An 18,050-nucleotide genomic window follows, 5' to 3' on the forward strand; every position below is an offset into this window, starting at 1 on the left:
TTTCGAAAAATAAAGCTTGCATTACTGAGAATAACATGATATATTATAAGAGTTGCTGCTGAGACATTAAACGGCGCCAACGAGAACTTGATCTTTGAAAACTGAACAACGAGTGAGTAGGAAATCACGAAAGTGAAATCCAAAATTAGAGAATTAATTTTCTCGTCAGATGTTTCAAAATGAGCATATCGCTCTTTTCAATACTAATTGGAGAGTTTGATCCTGGCTCAGGACGAACGCTGGCGGCGTGCCTAATACATGCAAGTCGAGCGGAGTTATTTTGAAAGCTTGCTTTCAAAATAACTTAGCGGCGGACGGGTGAGTAACACGTAGGCAACCTGCCCCTTAGACTGGGATAACTACCGGAAACGGTAGCTAATACCGGATAATTTCTTTTTTCTCCTGAAGAAAGAATGAAAGACGGAGCAATCTGTCACTGAGGGATGGGCCTGCGGCGCATTAGCTAGTTGGTGGGGTAACGGCCCACCAAGGCGACGATGCGTAGCCGACCTGAGAGGGTGAACGGCCACACTGGGACTGAGACACGGCCCAGACTCCTACGGGAGGCAGCAGTAGGGAATCTTCCGCAATGGACGAAAGTCTGACGGAGCAACGCCGCGTGAGTGATGAAGGTTTTCGGATCGTAAAGCTCTGTTGCCAGGGAAGAACGTCCGGTAGAGTAACTGCTATCGGAGTGACGGTACCTGAGAAGAAAGCCCCGGCTAACTACGTGCCAGCAGCCGCGGTAATACGTAGGGGGCAAGCGTTGTCCGGAATTATTGGGCGTAAAGCGCGCGCAGGCGGTCATTTAAGTCTGGTGTTTAAACCTTGGGCTCAACCTGAGGTCGCACTGGAAACTGGGTGACTTGAGTACAGAAGAGGAAAGTGGAATTCCACGTGTAGCGGTGAAATGCGTAGATATGTGGAGGAACACCAGTGGCGAAGGCGACTTTCTGGGCTGTAACTGACGCTGAGGCGCGAAAGCGTGGGGAGCAAACAGGATTAGATACCCTGGTAGTCCACGCCGTAAACGATGAGTGCTAGGTGTTAGGGGTTTCGATACCCTTGGTGCCGAAGTTAACACAGTAAGCACTCCGCCTGGGGAGTACGGTCGCAAGACTGAAACTCAAAGGAATTGACGGGGACCCGCACAAGCAGTGGAGTATGTGGTTTAATTCGAAGCAACGCGAAGAACCTTACCAGGTCTTGACATCCCTCTGAATCCACTAGAGATAGTGGCGGCCTTCGGGACAGAGGAGACAGGTGGTGCATGGTTGTCGTCAGCTCGTGTCGTGAGATGTTGGGTTAAGTCCCGCAACGAGCGCAACCCTTAACTTTAGTTGCCAGCAAGTAATGTTGGGCACTCTAGAGTGACTGCCGGTGACAAACCGGAGGAAGGTGGGGATGACGTCAAATCATCATGCCCCTTATGACCTGGGCTACACACGTACTACAATGGCCGGTACAACGGGAAGCGAAACCGCGAGGTGAAGCCAATCCCATCAAAGCCGGTCTCAGTTCGGATTGCAGGCTGCAACTCGCCTGCATGAAGTCGGAATTGCTAGTAATCGCGGATCAGCATGCCGCGGTGAATACGTTCCCGGGTCTTGTACACACCGCCCGTCACACCACGAGAGTTTACAACACCCGAAGTCGGTGGGGTAACCCGCAAGGGAGCCAGCCGCCGAAGGTGGGGTAGATGATTGGGGTGAAGTCGTAACAAGGTAGCCGTATCGGAAGGTGCGGCTGGATCACCTCCTTTCTATGGAGAATCGTCTTCTGCAATGAAGACATTCAAATCGGAAGTTAAACTTCCAAATCTCAGGTTTAGGCCTGTTACTCACTCGTTGCTCAGTTTTGAGAGTTTAAGCTCTCAGTAAGACTTGATCCTTGAAAACTGGATACCGAAACGAATTTGCGTTTTAGAACATCTTTTAGCAACTTGTGCAAACAAGTAAATGTTATTAGTGAGATGATTCCAAAGAGAATGTCATTGTATGATATTTTCCTGCGGAAAAATCAAGGTTAAGCTAATAAGAGCACACGGAGGATGCCTAGGCGCCAGGAGCCGACGAAGGACGTGGCGAACAACGAAACTGCCTCGGGGAGCTGTAAGCAAGCTTTGATCCGGGGGTGTCCGAATGGGGAAACCCAGCTGTGGTAATTCGCAGTTACTCATCTCTGAACACATAGGAGATGTAGAGGCAGACCAGGGGAACTGAAACATCTAAGTACCCTGAGGAAGAGAAAACAATAGTGATTCCGTCAGTAGCGGCGAGCGAACGCGGAACAGCCTAAACCTAAGAGCTTGCTCTTAGGGGTTGTGGGACGTCTCACATGGAGTTACAAAGGAATATGGTAGGTGAAGAGGTCTGGAAAGGCCCGCGATAGAGGTAAAAGCCCTGTAACCTAAACTGTGTTCTCTCCGAGACGGATCCCGAGTAGTGCGGGGCACGTGAAACCCCGTATGAATCCAGCAGGACCATCTGCTAAGGCTAAATACTACCTGGCGACCGATAGTGAAACAGTACCGTGAGGGAAAGGTGAAAAGCACCCCGGAAGGGGAGTGAAATAGAACCTGAAACCGTGTGCTTACAAAAAGTCAGAGCCCTATTAATGGGTGATGGCGTGCCTTTTGTAGAATGAACCGGCGAGTTACGTTTAACATGCAAGGTTAAGTCGAGAAGACGGAGCCGCAGCGAAAGCGAGTCTGAATAGGGCGAATGAGTATGTGGACGTAGACCCGAAACCGTGTGATCTACCCCTGTCCAGGGTGAAGGTGCGGTAACACGCACTGGAGGCCCGAACCCACGCATGTTGAAAAATGCGGGGATGAGGTGGGGGTAGCGGAGAAATTCCAATCGAACTCGGAGATAGCTGGTTCTCCCCGAAATAGCTTTAGGGCTAGCCTCGGTATAAGAGTAGTGGAGGTAGAGCACTGATTGGGTGCGGGGTCCGCAAGGATTACCAAGCTCAGTCAAACTCCGAATGCCATATACTTATTGCCGGGAGTCAGACAGTGAGTGCTAAGATCCATTGTCAAAAGGGAAACAGCCCAGACCATCAGCTAAGGTCCCCAAGTGTGTGTTAAGTGGGAAAGGATGTGGAGTTGCACAGACAACCAGGATGTTGGCTTAGAAGCAGCCACCATTGAAAGAGTGCGTAATAGCTCACTGGTCGAGTGACTCTGCGCCGAAAATGTAACGGGGCTAAACACACCACCGAAGCTATGGCTAGATACGTATGTATCTGGGGTAGGGGAGCGTTGTATGTGGGTTGAAGGTGTACCGTAAGGAGCGCTGGACAGCATACAAGTGAGAATGCCGGTATGAGTAACGAAAAGATCAGTGAGAATCTGATCCGCCGAAAGCCCAAGGTTTCCTGAGGAAGGCTCGTCCGCTCAGGGTAAGTCGGGACCTAAGGCGAGGCCGAAAGGCGTAGTCGAAGGACAACAGTTTGAAATTACTGTACCACCGTAATCCGCTATGAGCGATGGGGTGACGCAGGAGGGTAGTGACGCGGACTGATGGATATGTCCGTCTAAGCAGTGAGGCTGATGTGTAGGCAAATCCGCACATCGTTAAGGCTGGGCTGTGATGGGGAGCGAAAATTACAGTAGCGAAGGTCATGATCTCACACTGCCAAGAAAAGCCTCTAGCCAGGAGAAGGTGCCCGTACCGCAAACCGACACAGGTAGGCGAGAAGAGAATTCTAAGGCGCGCGGAAGAACTCTCGTTAAGGAACTCGGCAAAATGACCCCGTAACTTCGGGAGAAGGGGTGCCCCGGTAGTGTGAATAGCACGAGGGGGCCGCAGTGAAAAGGCCCAAGCGACTGTTTAGCAAAAACACAGGTCTGTGCGAAGCCGCAAGGCGAAGTATACGGGCTGACGCCTGCCCGGTGCTGGAAGGTTAAGGGGAGTGGTTAGGGGTAACCCGAAGCTATGAACCGAAGCCCCAGTAAACGGCGGCCGTAACTATAACGGTCCTAAGGTAGCGAAATTCCTTGTCAGGTAAATTCTGACCCGCACGAATGGCGTAACGACTTGGGCGCTGTCTCAACGAGAGATCCGGTGAAATTTTAATACCTGTGAAGATGCAGGTTACCCGCGACAAGACGGAAAGACCCCATGGAGCTTTACTGCAGCTTGATATTGAATTTGGGTACGATCTGTACAGGATAGGTGGGAGCCGTAGAAATCGGAGCGCAAGCTTCGGTGGAGGCGCCGTTGGGATACCACCCTGATCGTATCTAGGTTCTAACCTAGTACCCTAATCGGGTACGGGGACCGTGTCAGGCGGGCAGTTTGACTGGGGCGGTCGCCTCCTAAAGAGTAACGGAGGCGTTCCAAGGTTCCCTCAGAATGGTTGGAAATCATTCGAAGAGTGCAAAGGCATAAGGGAGCTTGACTGCGAGACCTACAAGTCGAGCAGGGACGAAAGTCGGACTTAGTGATCCGGTGGTACCGCATGGAAGGGCCATCGCTCAACGGATAAAAGCTACCCTGGGGATAACAGGCTTATCTCCCCCAAGAGTCCACATCGACGGGGAGGTTTGGCACCTCGATGTCGGCTCATCGCATCCTGGGGCTGAAGTAGGTCCCAAGGGTTGGGCTGTTCGCCCATTAAAGCGGTACGCGAGCTGGGTTCAGAACGTCGTGAGACAGTTCGGTCCCTATCTGTCGTGGGCGCAGGAAATTTGAGAGGAGCTGTCCTTAGTACGAGAGGACCGGGATGGACGTACCGCTGGTGCACCAGTTGTTTCGCCAGAAGCATGGCTGGGTAGCTACGTACGGACGGGATAAGCGCTGAAAGCATCTAAGCGTGAAGCCCCCCTCAAGATGAGATTTCCCAATTAGTAAGACCCCTTGAAGACGACGAGGTAGATAGGTTGGAGGTGGAAGTGCAGTAATGCATGGAGCTGACCAATACTAATCGGTCGAGGGCTTATCCTATACTTAAGACGCAAATTCAATTCGGATTCAGTTTTCAGGCATCAAGCCTGTAACACGCTTAGAAAATTCATTCTCACTTCTGGTGATGAACGAAATTTCACGCGGCAGCGTCTGTTTCACAGATGCATGTTTGGTGGCGATAGCGGAGGGGTTCCACGCGTACCCATCCCGAACACGACCGTTAAGCCCTCCAGCGCCGATGGTACTTGGACCGAAGGGTCCTGGGAGAGTAGGACGTTGCCAAGCACACGAAGCCATTGTTGATTTATCAACAATGGCTTTTTTGTTCCCTTTATCGCTTAATTTAAATAATGTGGATAAGTCATGGGGAAATAACGAAAAAATAAAAGTTACTAACATGTGGATGAAATAATAAAATATATTCAAAAATGAAAGTAGTCCCCAATTTATGTGGATAGAGCAGTGGTATATGTGGATACTTCAAGTAAATGCAAGGATATTTTGCATGGCAGGAGGATAAACAATGGACAACAGTAGTAATCTTGTGTGGATAGAAGATTTTTCTGTACATGCGAGCGACACGGATTATCGTTCACAGGGTAAGTTATCCTTTATTCTGGATATCATGCAATGTGCGGCAGACTTCGCAGTGGGTAATTTGGGGATAAGTGTGGAAGAAATTCTGAATGCAGGAATGGGCTGGATGATGATTACGTTAGATCTTGATTTTAAGCGTATTCCTCGCCCAAATGATGTGCTTAGCGTACATACCTGGAGTAAAGGTACTAAAGGGGCTTTATGGCAACGGGATTATCGTATTTTCGATGCAGATCATATAGAGATTGCCACAGCGCGTTCTATATGGGCTTTAGTAGATATTGAGAAGAGAAAGATACTCAGACCGAACGCTCTTCCAGTTCAGGTTAAGCACTATAATGGCGATTCAGTAGGGGATATGCCTGTTAAGGTAACGATCCCTACTGATATTACTATGGAAGAAGCTTATCGGTATCAGGTAAGATATAGTGGGCTGGATAGCAACGGACATCTGAATAATGCGCGATACGGAGATTTATGTTGTGATGCACTCAGTTTAGCGGAATGGGATAATGCAGAGTTCACACGCTTCCGGATTACATACCTACAAGAAGCTAAGTTTGGGGATGAACTGACTATTTTACGCTCAGCTGTAACGGATGATGGTATATATGTCCGTGGCCAGAATAGTGATATTGTATTTTTTGAAGCATGTATTGAGTTGAAAAATATAAATAAGTAAAAAGTTTATAAATATGGAATATTATTATAAAAGCGATTTCTCCGAGCATCTATCGGGGTAGTCGCTTTTTTTTGTTGAAAAACAGATGGTGTATATAACATATTTGGAAAAATTTTTGAGCCTGTCACAATTAAAGGGATCACAATCGTTATATAGTTGTAGTCAATAACAAGGAGGTGATTCTTTGGAACGTCGCAGCCCCGGGGTCCAAGTGAATCAAACAATAATTGAAGAGGCTATTGATCAGGTTCTTGCGGGTAACCGCGAAGCCTATAGAACTATAATACAAGTCTATGAAAGAAAGATTTATACGTATTGCTATTATATTTTGAGAAGTCATGAAGAAGCAGAGGATGCTGTGCAAGATATATTTGTAAAAGTGTATCAGGAACTCAGACGTTATGAGAAACGAGTCTCTTTTAATTCATGGCTGTATAAAGTGGCCTATCATCATTGTTTGGATCAGGTTCGCAAACGCAAACGAAGAAACCGTCTGTTGTCGCTATATAAAGAGCAGCAGCCGAAAGCCTATTATAATCCTAACGATGAGGAGCCATTGCAGAAGTTATTTATGGATGATCTGACAGCTGAAGAGAGCAATCTTCTGATTCTTAAGGTAGTAGAGCAGTACAGTTTTGAAGAAATGGGTCAGATTATGGATTGTAATTCAGCTACTTTACGCAAGAAATTTGAACGTCTACGCAAAAAGTTAGTCCGGCAAAGAATGAATGAAGGAGGAAGCCCCCATGGAGAAATGGCAAGATCCAACTGAAAGTCAGAAGATGGAGCACATTCGTCAAACATTCCAAAATCATGAAATGCCGGTAGACAGTTTCAGCGATTCAATTATGAAGCGAATAGGAGACGAGGGAATGGAAAAGCGAGCGTCAAGAAAAAGTGGGAATAAGTTTCTGAAAAAATCATTGGTGGCTGCCGCGGCAGCAGCAGTGTTGGGTGCGGGAATAATCGGTAGCGGATTTATATCCCCAGTCATGGCTGAAACGTTAAAGCAGATTCCTGTTGTAGGAAGTATTTTTAAGGGGATTGACGATAAAGGTCTAAATGCTGCTAAAGAAAAAGGATTATCTACTGCGCCTAACCAAAGCGTTACCCATGATGGAGTGACCTTGAAGGTTACCGATGCCTATTATGACGGCTCGCGGTTGGCTTTTGCGATTGAACGGGAAGGCATTGATAAGGATAAGATGATGGCAGAAATGATTATTGAACCGATTGAATTCGATCCAGCGGTAAAAGAACAGCAGTATGCGAAAGTGACAATGAACCAGTCCGAAAAAGGGTTGTTGGGTTCAGCAGAAGTGAAATTGCCGAATGGAAAGAATTTGGAGAGCCAAATGTCGTCTTTTGGCGATGTTGAGGGTAAAAAGAATGCTATTTTATACGATTATAGAAATCTAAATAATGTAGAGGCTTTGGGCAATGAATTTGAATTAAGCATCACTGTGCCGGTTACACAAATCGCAGAGCCTTTTGAAATCAAGGTGCCGGTGAAAAAAGTAACGGAAGGAATTATCAAGCTTGATCTGAACCAAACAAAAGAGGCAGAAGAATTCAGTTATACGATTACCAAGCTGGAATTAACTCCAGCCACAAGCAGATTACAGCTCAGCGAAGAAGGTAAAGCGCCAACTGTGAAAGAAAAGGATGGATACACAACCTCTGAAATGTTCTATGAAATTGTTGATGAACTAGGCAATGCATTTTCTTCGAGTGGGTCATTCAACTTGCCGGCTATAGTCTATCCTATGGTAGACAAAGATTTCAGTCCGTTCCCACAAACACCAAAAACAATTACAGTTAAGCCGTTTACTTACTCCATTGATGAGAGCCATAAAGCATTAAGAGATGAAGAAGGAAAACAAGTTAAACATTATTATCCGGAGCTTGAACAAACGATTCAGGTGGAGCAAGAGTAACTATTAATCCCATAAGCAAAAAAAGTCCGTGTCTGCATAGCAGATACGGGCTTTTTGTTAAAAGATAAGAATTTATAAGCTAAACAACTATAATATCTTTATATTTCTAAGAGAAACGGTTGTCATTTATAAAAGACGACAACGTAGTCTCTTCTTGTAAAAATTCTAACGGAATGTAGATTTCACTCACCGAGTTTTCGTTATCTGGTCCAAGATACAATTTACCATAAAATTCCAATTCAAATGGAATGGACATCCTGTATTCTGTTTTCGGCAGCCAGATTCCGTAGATATATTTATATGTAGAAGGGATATCACAAGAGCGGCCTTTATGGATGAATTTAAGATAACGTATAGGTGATAAGATCTGAAGGGGGAAAGTCTGATTGTGGTCTGCATTTATAGGATTAAGTTCGCAGGCACACATGATCGAAAAACCGTTACTCTCATAGTCATCTGGCCAGAAGCCAAGCTGATAATATTTTTCAGGTTGTATTCTATCAGATATAGTATATACCTTACTGAAAAGCAAAGGCCAAGTATTAGAAATGACGGAGAAATCATGGTCTACTTTAACTACGGGTCCTTGAAGTATAATTTCCCCGAAATCAACGAGCTGGGGGGAAAGATCGCTATCAGAAAGGACTTGAAGTAGATCCTGTTCATATAGTCTAGGCAACAAAGGGAGTTTCGTTTTAATAATTCTTTTTCGAACAAGAGAGGGAGTCGTGTGCAGCATTCTTTTGAAGGCACGAGTAAAGGTCTCATAGTTACTAAAGTTATAGTCTAATGAGATGTCCTGGAGTGAGCGTTCTGGCATTCGGTGAATGTCCAAGGCTGCTTCAGTGATTTTGCGTCTGGCTATATAGTCGCCGGGTGCTATCCCAGTGACTGCTTGAAATAGGCGGGTGAAATGATAAAGTGAGTATCCCATTTCTTTGGAAAGGACAGCTACAGGAAGAAGCGTGTTTAAGCGATCCTCAATGAGATCTAATGCTTGAATGATTAGTTGGCGATTGTTCAAGAGATGCCCTCCCATAACAGTTAGAAATGGTGTCCAAATCGATTACTTCAATTATTTGTTGTCCAGTCCCCCCAATTAGCAGCCCAATCGGGAACGGTCACTTCCATTACGCGATCGGCACTAGGAAAATAAGCTTTGATGTCTAGAATTGGTGTACCAGGATAGGCATCAAGTCCAGCCACCTCTACGATGCCAGAAGCTTCATCGACAGACAGGATTGCTGCTACACTAAGCCCAATTGGATTAGGTCGAATAGGGGAACGGGAAGCGAATACTCCAGTTAATGTTTCGTCATAAGGTGGTTGAATCTGTGTAGTCTGGCGGAATTGATCATCTGCAAACTCGTGCAGCCACCAAAGCACTTGGCAATGACTAAATTGAGATAAACCTTTAAGCGCCGGGCTAAATTCCGGTTTGATTTCCAGTCGTAAATTACGTGGCGCACCTGTAACCCAACCTATAGGTATTATATTATAGCTTTCTTGTTCATTCATTGACTATGACTCCTTTCGGGTATCAGATATTATTTAGTTTATAACGGAGTGACCCGGTAAAGCCTGACGATATTTGCTATCATTCATTTAATGCTATAATGAAATTTGATGTGGAAAGGGGAGCATTATGAAGACATTAGTATTGGCGGAGAAGCCGTCTGTTGCACGCGAGATCGCACGAGTCATGGGATGTAATAATAAACAGAAGAGCTATATTGAAGGTCCAAAATATGTGGTTACCTGGGCACTGGGTCATTTAGTCGGCCTGGCAGAGCCTGAAGATTATAATAAAAAGTTTGCAACTTGGGCTTTGGAGGATTTGCCGATTTTGCCGGAGAAGGCAAAGCTGAAGGTGCTGCGTGAGACCAACCAGCAATATAAAGCTGTTCAGCATCTAATGAAGCGTCAGGATATTGAGGAGCTTGTGGTAGCTACGGATGCTGCTCGTGAAGGAGAGCTGTTGGCACGTTGGATTATGAATATGGCGGGGTGGAAAAAGCCATTCCGGCGGCTGTGGATATCCTCGCAGACTGATAAGGCGATTAAAGAGGGATTCGCAAAGCTCCGCCCAGGTCGCGATTTTGATCGTCTGTATGAATCTGCACGTTGCCGCGCAGAGGCGGATTGGATGATTGGACTGAATGTCACGAGAGCTTTGACATGTAAGTTCGGTTCGCCGCTCTCCGCAGGGCGGGTACAAACGCCGACATTAGGGATGATCATGGATCGTGAACAGGAGATTACGGGTTTCCGTTCCGTTGATTTTGAGACGCTGACTGCTGATTTTGGAGATTTCCAAGCGGCATGGCGGGCCAGTAACGGCGATGGTCGGATATTTGAAAAGGATAAGACGGCAAGTCTAAAGGATAAGCTTACTGGACGCAGCGGCCGTATTAATAAGGTACAGAAGAGTGAGAAGAGCGAACCTCATCCACTCGCTTATGATCTGACTGAATTGCAGCGCGATGCGAACCGGAAGTTCGGCTTCTCCGCGAAGCAGACCTCCAGTGTGCTTCAGCGGTTATATGAGCAGCATAAGCTTGTCACTTACCCGCGTACGGACAGTCGTTACTTAACATCAGATATGACGGGCACACTCAAGGAAAGATTGGACAGTGTAGCTGTCGGCCCATATGCTGCGTTGGCACGTCCACTGCTTCGCAAACCGCTGCCGATTACGAAGCGAATCGTGGATGATAGCAAAGTAAGCGATCACCATGCTATTATTCCGACAGAGCAGACCGTTTTGTTAAATGGTCTGAGTACTGAGGAACGTAAGCTGTATGATCTGATTGTACGGCGTTTTATTAGCTTGTTCTACCCACCAGCTCGCTATGATGCGGTAGCTGTCACCGTCAATGTGGAAGGCGAAAGCTTCCATGTCAAAGGGACGACGGTAAAAGATGCCGGTTGGCGTGAAGTGTACGGCGGAGATATGAGTAACGATGACGACGAGGAGCCATCGGACGAGCCAGCAGCTGGGACTGTGAAGCTACCTGAGCTGCGCGAAGGAGCAACTGTCACGATTGGCCGCTGCATGGTTCGTCCTGGACGAACACAGCCACCGAAGCGTTATAATGAAGCTTCGCTTTTGACGCAAATGGAGAAGCACGGACTGGGAACCCCGGCAACCCGCGCGGATATTATCGAGAAGCTGGTTAGCTCCGATACCATTGAACGCCAAGGGAATCTGCTGCATCCGACTGGTAAAGGCAAGCAGCTTATTGAGTTGGTATCCACACAGCTACGGACACCAGATCTAACCGCGCGCTGGGAAGCCGAGCTGGAGAAAATAGCGCGTGGTCAAGGCAAGCCGGAGCTCTTCTTGCAAGGCATCCGCAGTATGGCACAGGAGCTGGTAACTGGCGTCAAAACTAGTGGAGCAGAATATAAACCGCATAATGTCTCGAACAGTAATTGTCCGGAATGCGGTACAAGACTGCTGGAGAAAAAGAGCAAACGTGGCAAGCTGCTTGTATGCCCTGCAGATAACTGTGGTTATACCCGTGCCGGAGAGAAAAGACTATCGAATCGCCGCTGTCCACAGTGCCATAAGAAAATGGAGCTTAAAGAGGGTAAAGCAGGCATGTTCGTACAATGTTTGGGCTGTGGAATCACAGAAACCTTGGATAAGGATCATAAGCATGTGAATAAACGCGAACAGCAAAAGCTGGTACAGCAATACAGTAAGCAAGAAAGCATTGGTTCTAACCTTGGGGAACTGCTGAAAGCAGCGCTTGAAGGGCAAAAGAAGGAGAAGTAAAAAGGTTCGCATGTATCGTAATAAAAAGGCTGCTGAGTGTGCTCAGTAGCCTTTTTTCTGTCCACGTAAGTTTTTGTGGTCTACAGATAGGCTTTGAATTAGAATGTTAAGCAAATACATAGAGCAGGTGATTAGGGTGGCAGCTGAACAACAAGTGGATCAACTAAAAGCAGCAGGTAGCCCAGAGGGGCAGGGAGGCAGTAAGTTTTTCTTTCTCGTTATTGTATTTATGTTTTGGTTCTCTTCTTATATTTATGTTCCGGTGCTTTCCCCTTATGTGGAGCATTTGGGAGCATCATATTTTATGGTGGGCATGGTGCTGGGCGTATATGGGTTAATGCAGATTCTGTTCCGACTGCCGATTGGCATCGGTTCGGATTATTTGAATCGGCGTCGTCCGTTTATCTACCTGGGACTGATTGCGAGCGGAGCCAGCTGCTTTCTTTTCATGTGGGGAGCACAGCCTGGGTGGGCATTGGCAGCACGTGCGGTATCCGGTATAGCGGCTTCGGCATGGGTTGTGTACACTGTGATGTTCGCGGGATATTTCCCGAAAGAGGAAGCTGGAAAAGCGATGGGCATGCTGCAATTCACTACGGTGATTGCCCAATTGACCAGTATGATGATCAGTGGCTATATGGTGGAGCATTGGGGCTGGAATACCCCGTTTCTGATTGGAGGAATTGTAGCGATTGCGGCGCTGCTGCTTGCGCTGCGGCTGCCTGAACAAAAACAGGAGAAACGGCAAAGTGCGATCCAGATCAAAGACTTAGCAGGTGTTATGAAGGAGCCGCTTCTGGTAAGAGTTTCTCTGCTGTCAGTGTTGGCACACTGTGTGCTATTCATAACGATGTTCGGATATACGCCAAACCAAGCTCTGAATATCGGAGCAAGTAAAGAAAGCTTGGGCTGGCTGACGCTCGCTTTTATGATTCCGCATGCTGTCGCGACCCTCTATGGCTCACGGACATTTGGTAGGCTGCTAGGAGACCGGGGCACGCTTCTCTTAGGCTTCGCGGGGAGTGCATTGTTTACACTTCTTATTCCTTCAATGCCGACGCTAGCGACGCTCTGTCTGACTCAGGTAGGAAACGGATTTATGCAGGGACTGATTTTTCCATTGTTGCTAGGCAAATCGGTGTCAGAAGTAGATCCATATAAGCGTGCAACAGCTATGGGCTTCTATCAGGCGGTTTATGCAATAGGTATGTCGGCGGGGCCGTTCGTGGCAGGCTGGATGAGCGCTCTTTATGGCTTGACCGGAGGGTTCTGGCTGGGTGGAATTGCGGCGGCGCTGGCTGCGGTGTTGTCATGGATATGGATGAATGATTCGAAGCATTGAAAAGAAAGAGGCAGGTAGCGAAGTTATCAGAGCGTGTAAGGATGATTGGTTTTTTGTGAAAAAGAGGAATATAATAGAGATAGATAGGAAGCAAGGAGGAGAGCCCGGGAGAATGGTCAAGGTTATAATGTTGTGGTTTGTGGTAATTAATATTATCGGATATGTAGTGATGTCCGAAGACAAGAACAAAGCCCGTAAACGGCGAGAACGTGTACCTGAGAAGACACTTTTTCTGCTGGCAGCTATGGGCGGGGCACTAGGCGTGCTGATTGCCATGTATCGTAAGCGCCACAAGACGCGACATATGTCCTTTAGGATCGGAATTCCGTTACTTCTGTTGCTGAATATCTTTTTGTACAGCTATTTTTTAAGGTGATAGTCTTAATGATTACAAACTAGAAAAAGAGGTGGCGTACATGTTATTCTCTAAAATTTTACTCGCCTATGATGGATCTAAGGCTTCTAATCAAGCATTGGAGCGCGCAATTGAACTCGCAAAAGTAACTCCGGGCTCTACGATGCATGTTGTACACGCATTTGAATTTCCAAGATTTTTTATCGGAGAAGCTCTAGCACCACTACCGGCTTCAGTAAATAAAGAATATTATGATTTAGCAGTGCAGACTACGGAAGAAGTCAAGGGACGCCTTGAGGCTGAAGGCTTGAATGCTGAGGTTGAGCTATTACAAGGATCTCCCGCTGAAGTGATTTTGAAATATGCTAAAGAACATGCTATAGATGTAATTGTTATCGGCAGCCGCGGACTTGGCGGAATACGTGAGTTTGTTCTGGGAAGTGTGAGCCACAATGTAGTACAAAGCGCTCGCATTCCAGTGCTGGTAGTAAAATAATATAAAGTTAAAAGGGACGCTTATGGCGTTCCTTTTTTCAAATATAAGAAAGTATATGTTTCACACTATACTTTATCCTTATATTTCTCGCATAAACGCTAACCGTCATACAGGGACGCCAAAGGCATTTATACTTGATTATTAAGAAACGAAATGACTACGTGAAGCCTATTCTACAGTTAATATAACATCTGTTGTTAGAGCTTATAGTGTACGGAAAGAAGTCTTTATCATCAAAATAAGTGGATATTGAGAAATTAAATACGCCTAAAAGCGAACGATTATTAATCGGAATTTACCAATGTTCGTGTTTGAGTTGACATCCTGTGTAGGGGATTGTTAAACTGATGTCATGAGCAACTCGTATAAAACCGGGGATATGGCCCGGAAGTTTCTACCCGGGAACCGTAAATTACCGGACTACGAGGAAATAGGATGATAGAATGCGGCAATGCGGTCCGGGTAACGGAATGATGCATTATGCCATTTTCCGCGCTTAATGCAGCCTAATGATAGGCACGCGGATTATTTTTTCCTAATTTCTTTACTAGTCCGATCCTCCCGCAGCAAAATGCGTCTGGTCATCGGGCTTTTTTTATTCGAATTTACAAGATAAAGATATCCATACTAGTGACTGGAAGGTAGGTCGAATCATGTCTGTGCAGGTAGCTGTTATCATGGGCAGTAAATCGGATTGGGATACGATGGAGCACGCTTGTGCGGTGCTTGAAGAGCTGGGATTATCTTATGAGAAGAAGGTAGTATCTGCGCACCGGACGCCGGACTTGATGTTCAGCTATGCGGAGGAAGCCGCGGGCCGGGGGATTCGCGTCATTATTGCAGGAGCGGGTGGTGCAGCGCATTTGCCTGGTATGGTAGCAGCAAAGACGATCCTGCCTGTGATTGGAGTGCCAGTGCAGTCGAAGGCGCTTAATGGGCTGGATTCGCTTCTCTCCATCGTGCAGATGCCAGGAGGTATTCCAGTGGCAACGGTAGCCATTGGTAAGGCAGGAGCCATTAATGCAGGCCTCCTGGCTGCACAGATTATCGGAGCATTCGATCCAGAAGTGCAGCAGCGCGCGCAGCTGCGGCGGGATGCGATCACGGGCGAAGTCCTTGAAAGCAGCGACAGCTTATGAGACCGGAGGAGCTGAAGCTGCAGGAGGCTGGCGGCGTTACTTCGCCAGCCGCCATGGATGCGTCCGGCACGGACACCGTCCGGACGCTACTGCCCGGCGCGACCGTCGGCGTGCTCGGCGGCGGGCAGCTCGGGCGCATGATGGCGCTGGCTGGCAGCGCCATGGGCTACCGCTTCGTGGCGCTGGACCCTGCGCCGGATGCGCCTAGCGGTCAAGTCACGCCGCAGATTACAGCGGCGTATAACGACCGGGACGCGGCGCGGGAGCTAGCCCGCCGCTCGGACGTCATCACGTACGAGTTCGAGAACGTTGACGCGGGCGTTGCCGCGCTGCTGACGGAGGAATCGTACGTGCCGCAGGGCAGCGCGCTGCTGTATACGACGCAGCATCGGCTGCGCGAAAAAGCCGCCATCGAGGCGGCAGGCGTACCGGTCGCCCCGTACCGGAAGGTGGACAGCCTTGCGGAGCTGAAAGTGGCGGCGGCTGAACTTGGACTACCCTGTGTGCTGAAGACAGCCACAGGCGGTTATGACGGCAAGGGACAAGCCGTGATCCGTCAGGTAGAAGAGCTGGAAGAAGCCTTCCGGCAAGTAGCACCCGGAGCCGTTGTGCCGGAGCTGGTGCTTGAGAAGTTTGTAGCTTTTAAGTGTGAAATATCCGTTGTTGCTGCACGCAGTGCTTCTGGTGAGGTTAAGAGCTTCCCACCCTCGGAAAATATTCATGTAAATAATATTTTGCATCTGTCCATTGTGCCTGCAAGAGTGGCAGAGGACATTCAGCGGAGAGCATGCGAATTGGCAGAGACATTAATCGCTGGACTTGATGCGGTTGGACTGCTGGCAGTAGAAATGTTCGTCACAGAGGACGGACAATTGTACGTCAATGAGTTAGCACCAAGGCCGCATAACTCCGGGCATTACACCATGGATGCTTGCGCGACTTCACAGTTCGAGCAACATGTCCGGGCGATTTGTAATCTGCCGCTGGGCGATACAACGCTTTTGACACCTGTAGTTATGGTAAATGTACTAGGCCAGCATTTGGATGGGGCGATTAAAGCGACCTGTACACAGGACGAAAAAGATAATAAGCTGGGTGTTGTACCTAAGCTTCATATATATGGCAAGACTGAGAGTAAGACCGGCCGCAAGATGGGCCATATCAATCTGCTCTGCAAGGATACCGGGGACGGCTTGTCCTGGGTGGAGCAATCTAAACTTTGGAGGAACTAAAGAATATGATCGAACGTTACAGCAGACCTGAGATGCGAGCTATTTGGACGGAGGAAAATAAATTCAAGGCGTGGCTGGAAGTTGAAATTTGCGCTTGTGAAGCATGGGCTGAGCTGGGAGTCATCCCGCACGAAGACGCAGCTAAACTGCGTAAGGACGCTAAATTCGACATCGCACGCATTGATGAAATAGAACAAGAGACTCGCCATGACGTTATCGCATTTACACGTGCGGTTTCCGAGAGTCTTGGCGCAGAGCGCAAATGGGTTCACTACGGTCTTACTTCTACTGACGTGGTAGATACGGCGCTAGGTTACTTGCTGCGTCAAGCGAATGAAATTCTAGAGAAGGATATCATCAATTTTATTGAGATCCTTAAAGACAAAGCTATTGCTTACAAGGATACGCCGATGATGGGCCGTACGCATGGTGTTCATGCCGAGCCAACTACCTTTGGTCTGAAAATGGCTCTATGGTACGAAGAAATGAAACGTAACCTGGAGCGTTTCCGCCATGCTGCGAACGGTGTGCAGTTTGGTAAAATCTCCGGTGCCGTTGGTACGTACGCGAACATCGATCCTTTCGTAGAAGAATTCGTTTGCCGCAAGCTCGGCACAAGCCCAGCTCCAATTTCTACACAAACGTTACAGCGTGACCGTCATGCTGAATACATGGCTGCTCTTGCTTTGGTAGCGACATCGTTAGACAAATTCGCTACTGAAATCCGCGCTCTGCAAAAGAGTGAGATTCGTGAAGTGGAAGAAGCTTTTGCCAAAGGTCAAAAGGGTTCCTCCGCTATGCCTCACAAACGTAATCCGATCGGCTGCGAGAACATTTCCGGTCTGTCCCGCGTCATTCGCGGACATATGGTTACAGCTTACGAGAACGTGCCACTCTGGCATGAACGCGATATTTCGCACTCCTCTGTGGAACGTATCATCCTTCCGGATGCGACAATGCTGCTTAACTACATGCTGAACCGTTTCGGTAACATCGTGAAGAACCTGACTGTATTCCCAGAGAATATGAAGCGTAACATGAACCGTACGTTTGGTGTTCCTTTCTCCGGTCGGATCTTGACTAAACTGATCGACAAAGGCCTTAGCCGTGAGCAAGCATACGATACCGTTCAACCGCGTGCTATGCAAGCTTGGGAAGAGCAAAAACAATTCCGCGATATCGTGGAAGCTACACCTGAGATCACTAACGTTCTTACCCCAGAAGAAATTGAAGATGCATTTAACCCTTCTTGGCACCTTAAGCATGTGGACACCATCTTCCGCAAGCTAGAGCTTATCTAAAAAATAGGTACGTTAATGGTTGGGTCGATAAGGAACGAATTCCTCGGAATGAGACCTTAGAGATCCTAAAAAGATAAGTTAGTGGTGAACTAAGGAACGCTGCAATAAATGCAAAGCTGGATGGGGGAGCACTGTAGAGGAAGTTTGGAACTGTAGAAGCGTAGCGTTCGCCTTTATCCTCGGATTTCTACCGCGAGAAGCGGTTCAAATCAAGAAATCTGAGGATAACAGCGATCGGAAGTCCAAACATTCCTCGGAAGTGCTTCCTCCTAGAC

Annotated in this window: 13 protein-coding genes, 3 rRNA genes and 1 riboswitch; of the genes, 14 read left to right on the forward strand and 2 right to left on the reverse strand. The window is 47.6% G+C overall.

Annotated features, from left to right (window positions below):
- Positions 1-204: 204 nt before the first annotated feature.
- From NYE25_RS24235 to NYE25_RS24260, 6 genes are all read left to right on the forward strand, one after another.
- Positions 205-1,762, forward strand: a 16S ribosomal RNA gene (locus tag NYE25_RS24235).
- A 261-nt stretch (positions 1,763-2,023) separates the two neighbouring features.
- A 23S ribosomal RNA gene (locus NYE25_RS24240) occupies positions 2,024-4,952 on the forward strand.
- Positions 4,953-5,081: 129 nt separating this feature from the next.
- A 5S ribosomal RNA gene (gene rrf / locus NYE25_RS24245) occupies positions 5,082-5,198 on the forward strand.
- Together the 16S, 23S and 5S rRNA genes form the textbook arrangement of a ribosomal RNA operon.
- Positions 5,199-5,436: 238 nt before the next feature.
- Positions 5,437-6,192 (forward strand): acyl-[acyl-carrier-protein] thioesterase, encoded by a 756-nt coding sequence (locus tag NYE25_RS24250; protein ID WP_341147021.1) that lies wholly within the window; start codon positions 5,437-5,439, stop codon positions 6,190-6,192.
- A gap of 184 nt (positions 6,193-6,376) precedes the next feature.
- A complete protein-coding gene (locus NYE25_RS24255; RefSeq protein WP_076286950.1) occupies positions 6,377-6,964 on the forward strand; it encodes an RNA polymerase sigma factor in 588 nt (195 codons plus the stop codon).
- Positions 6,939-8,129 (forward strand): DUF4179 domain-containing protein, encoded by a 1,191-nt coding sequence (locus NYE25_RS24260; RefSeq protein ID WP_339268639.1) that lies wholly within the window; start codon positions 6,939-6,941, stop codon positions 8,127-8,129. The genes NYE25_RS24255 and NYE25_RS24260 overlap by 26 nt, the downstream gene beginning before the upstream one ends.
- Before the next feature lie 106 nt (positions 8,130-8,235).
- Here NYE25_RS24260 and NYE25_RS24265 read toward each other — a convergent pair whose 3' ends face one another.
- Positions 8,236-9,153, reverse strand: coding sequence for an AraC family transcriptional regulator (locus NYE25_RS24265; RefSeq protein ID WP_341147022.1), 918 nt, complete (start codon positions 9,151-9,153; stop codon positions 8,236-8,238).
- A 47-nt stretch (positions 9,154-9,200) separates the two neighbouring features.
- A complete protein-coding gene (tsaA, locus tag NYE25_RS24270) occupies positions 9,201-9,647 on the reverse strand; it encodes a tRNA (N6-threonylcarbamoyladenosine(37)-N6)-methyltransferase TrmO (protein WP_076300189.1) in 447 nt (148 codons plus the stop codon).
- Between the two features lie 127 nt (positions 9,648-9,774).
- Here tsaA and NYE25_RS24275 point away from each other — a divergent pair, with 127 nt between their 5' ends.
- From NYE25_RS24275 to purB, 8 genes are all read left to right on the forward strand, one after another.
- Entirely contained in the window at positions 9,775-11,910 is a 2,136-nt protein-coding gene (locus tag NYE25_RS24275; protein ID WP_341147023.1) for a DNA topoisomerase III, read from the forward strand.
- Between the two features lie 136 nt (positions 11,911-12,046).
- A complete protein-coding gene (locus NYE25_RS24280) occupies positions 12,047-13,252 on the forward strand; it encodes an MFS transporter (protein WP_341147024.1) in 1,206 nt (401 codons plus the stop codon).
- Between the two features lie 112 nt (positions 13,253-13,364).
- Entirely contained in the window at positions 13,365-13,628 is a 264-nt protein-coding gene (locus NYE25_RS24285) for a DUF1294 domain-containing protein (RefSeq protein WP_042193264.1), read from the forward strand.
- Between the two features lie 40 nt (positions 13,629-13,668).
- Complete coding sequence (locus NYE25_RS24290; RefSeq protein WP_042184737.1) at positions 13,669-14,103, forward strand: universal stress protein; 435 nt, start codon at positions 13,669-13,671, stop codon at positions 14,101-14,103.
- A 341-nt stretch (positions 14,104-14,444) separates the two neighbouring features.
- Positions 14,445-14,546: riboswitch (purine riboswitch) on the forward strand.
- A gap of 210 nt (positions 14,547-14,756) precedes the next feature.
- Positions 14,757-15,242, forward strand: a complete 486-nt coding sequence (gene purE / locus NYE25_RS24295) for a 5-(carboxyamino)imidazole ribonucleotide mutase (RefSeq protein WP_042124025.1) — start codon at positions 14,757-14,759, stop codon at positions 15,240-15,242.
- Positions 15,199-15,450, forward strand: a complete 252-nt coding sequence (locus NYE25_RS24300) for a hypothetical protein (protein ID WP_341129625.1) — start codon at positions 15,199-15,201, stop codon at positions 15,448-15,450. The genes purE and NYE25_RS24300 overlap by 44 nt, the downstream gene beginning before the upstream one ends.
- On the forward strand, positions 15,353-16,474 hold the full coding sequence (purK, locus tag NYE25_RS24305; protein WP_231573379.1) for a 5-(carboxyamino)imidazole ribonucleotide synthase: 1,122 nt from the start codon (positions 15,353-15,355) through the stop codon (positions 16,472-16,474). The genes NYE25_RS24300 and purK overlap by 98 nt, the downstream gene beginning before the upstream one ends.
- Before the next feature lie 5 nt (positions 16,475-16,479).
- Positions 16,480-17,775: an adenylosuccinate lyase gene (purB, locus tag NYE25_RS24310; RefSeq protein ID WP_042124027.1), complete on the forward strand. Its 1,296-nt coding sequence runs from the start codon at positions 16,480-16,482 to the stop codon at positions 17,773-17,775.
- Positions 17,776-18,050: the final 275 nt, after the last annotated feature.

This window comes from Paenibacillus sp. FSL E2-8871, assembly GCF_038000345.1.
Classification (GTDB): Bacteria; Bacillota; Bacilli; order Paenibacillales; family Paenibacillaceae; genus Paenibacillus_AQ.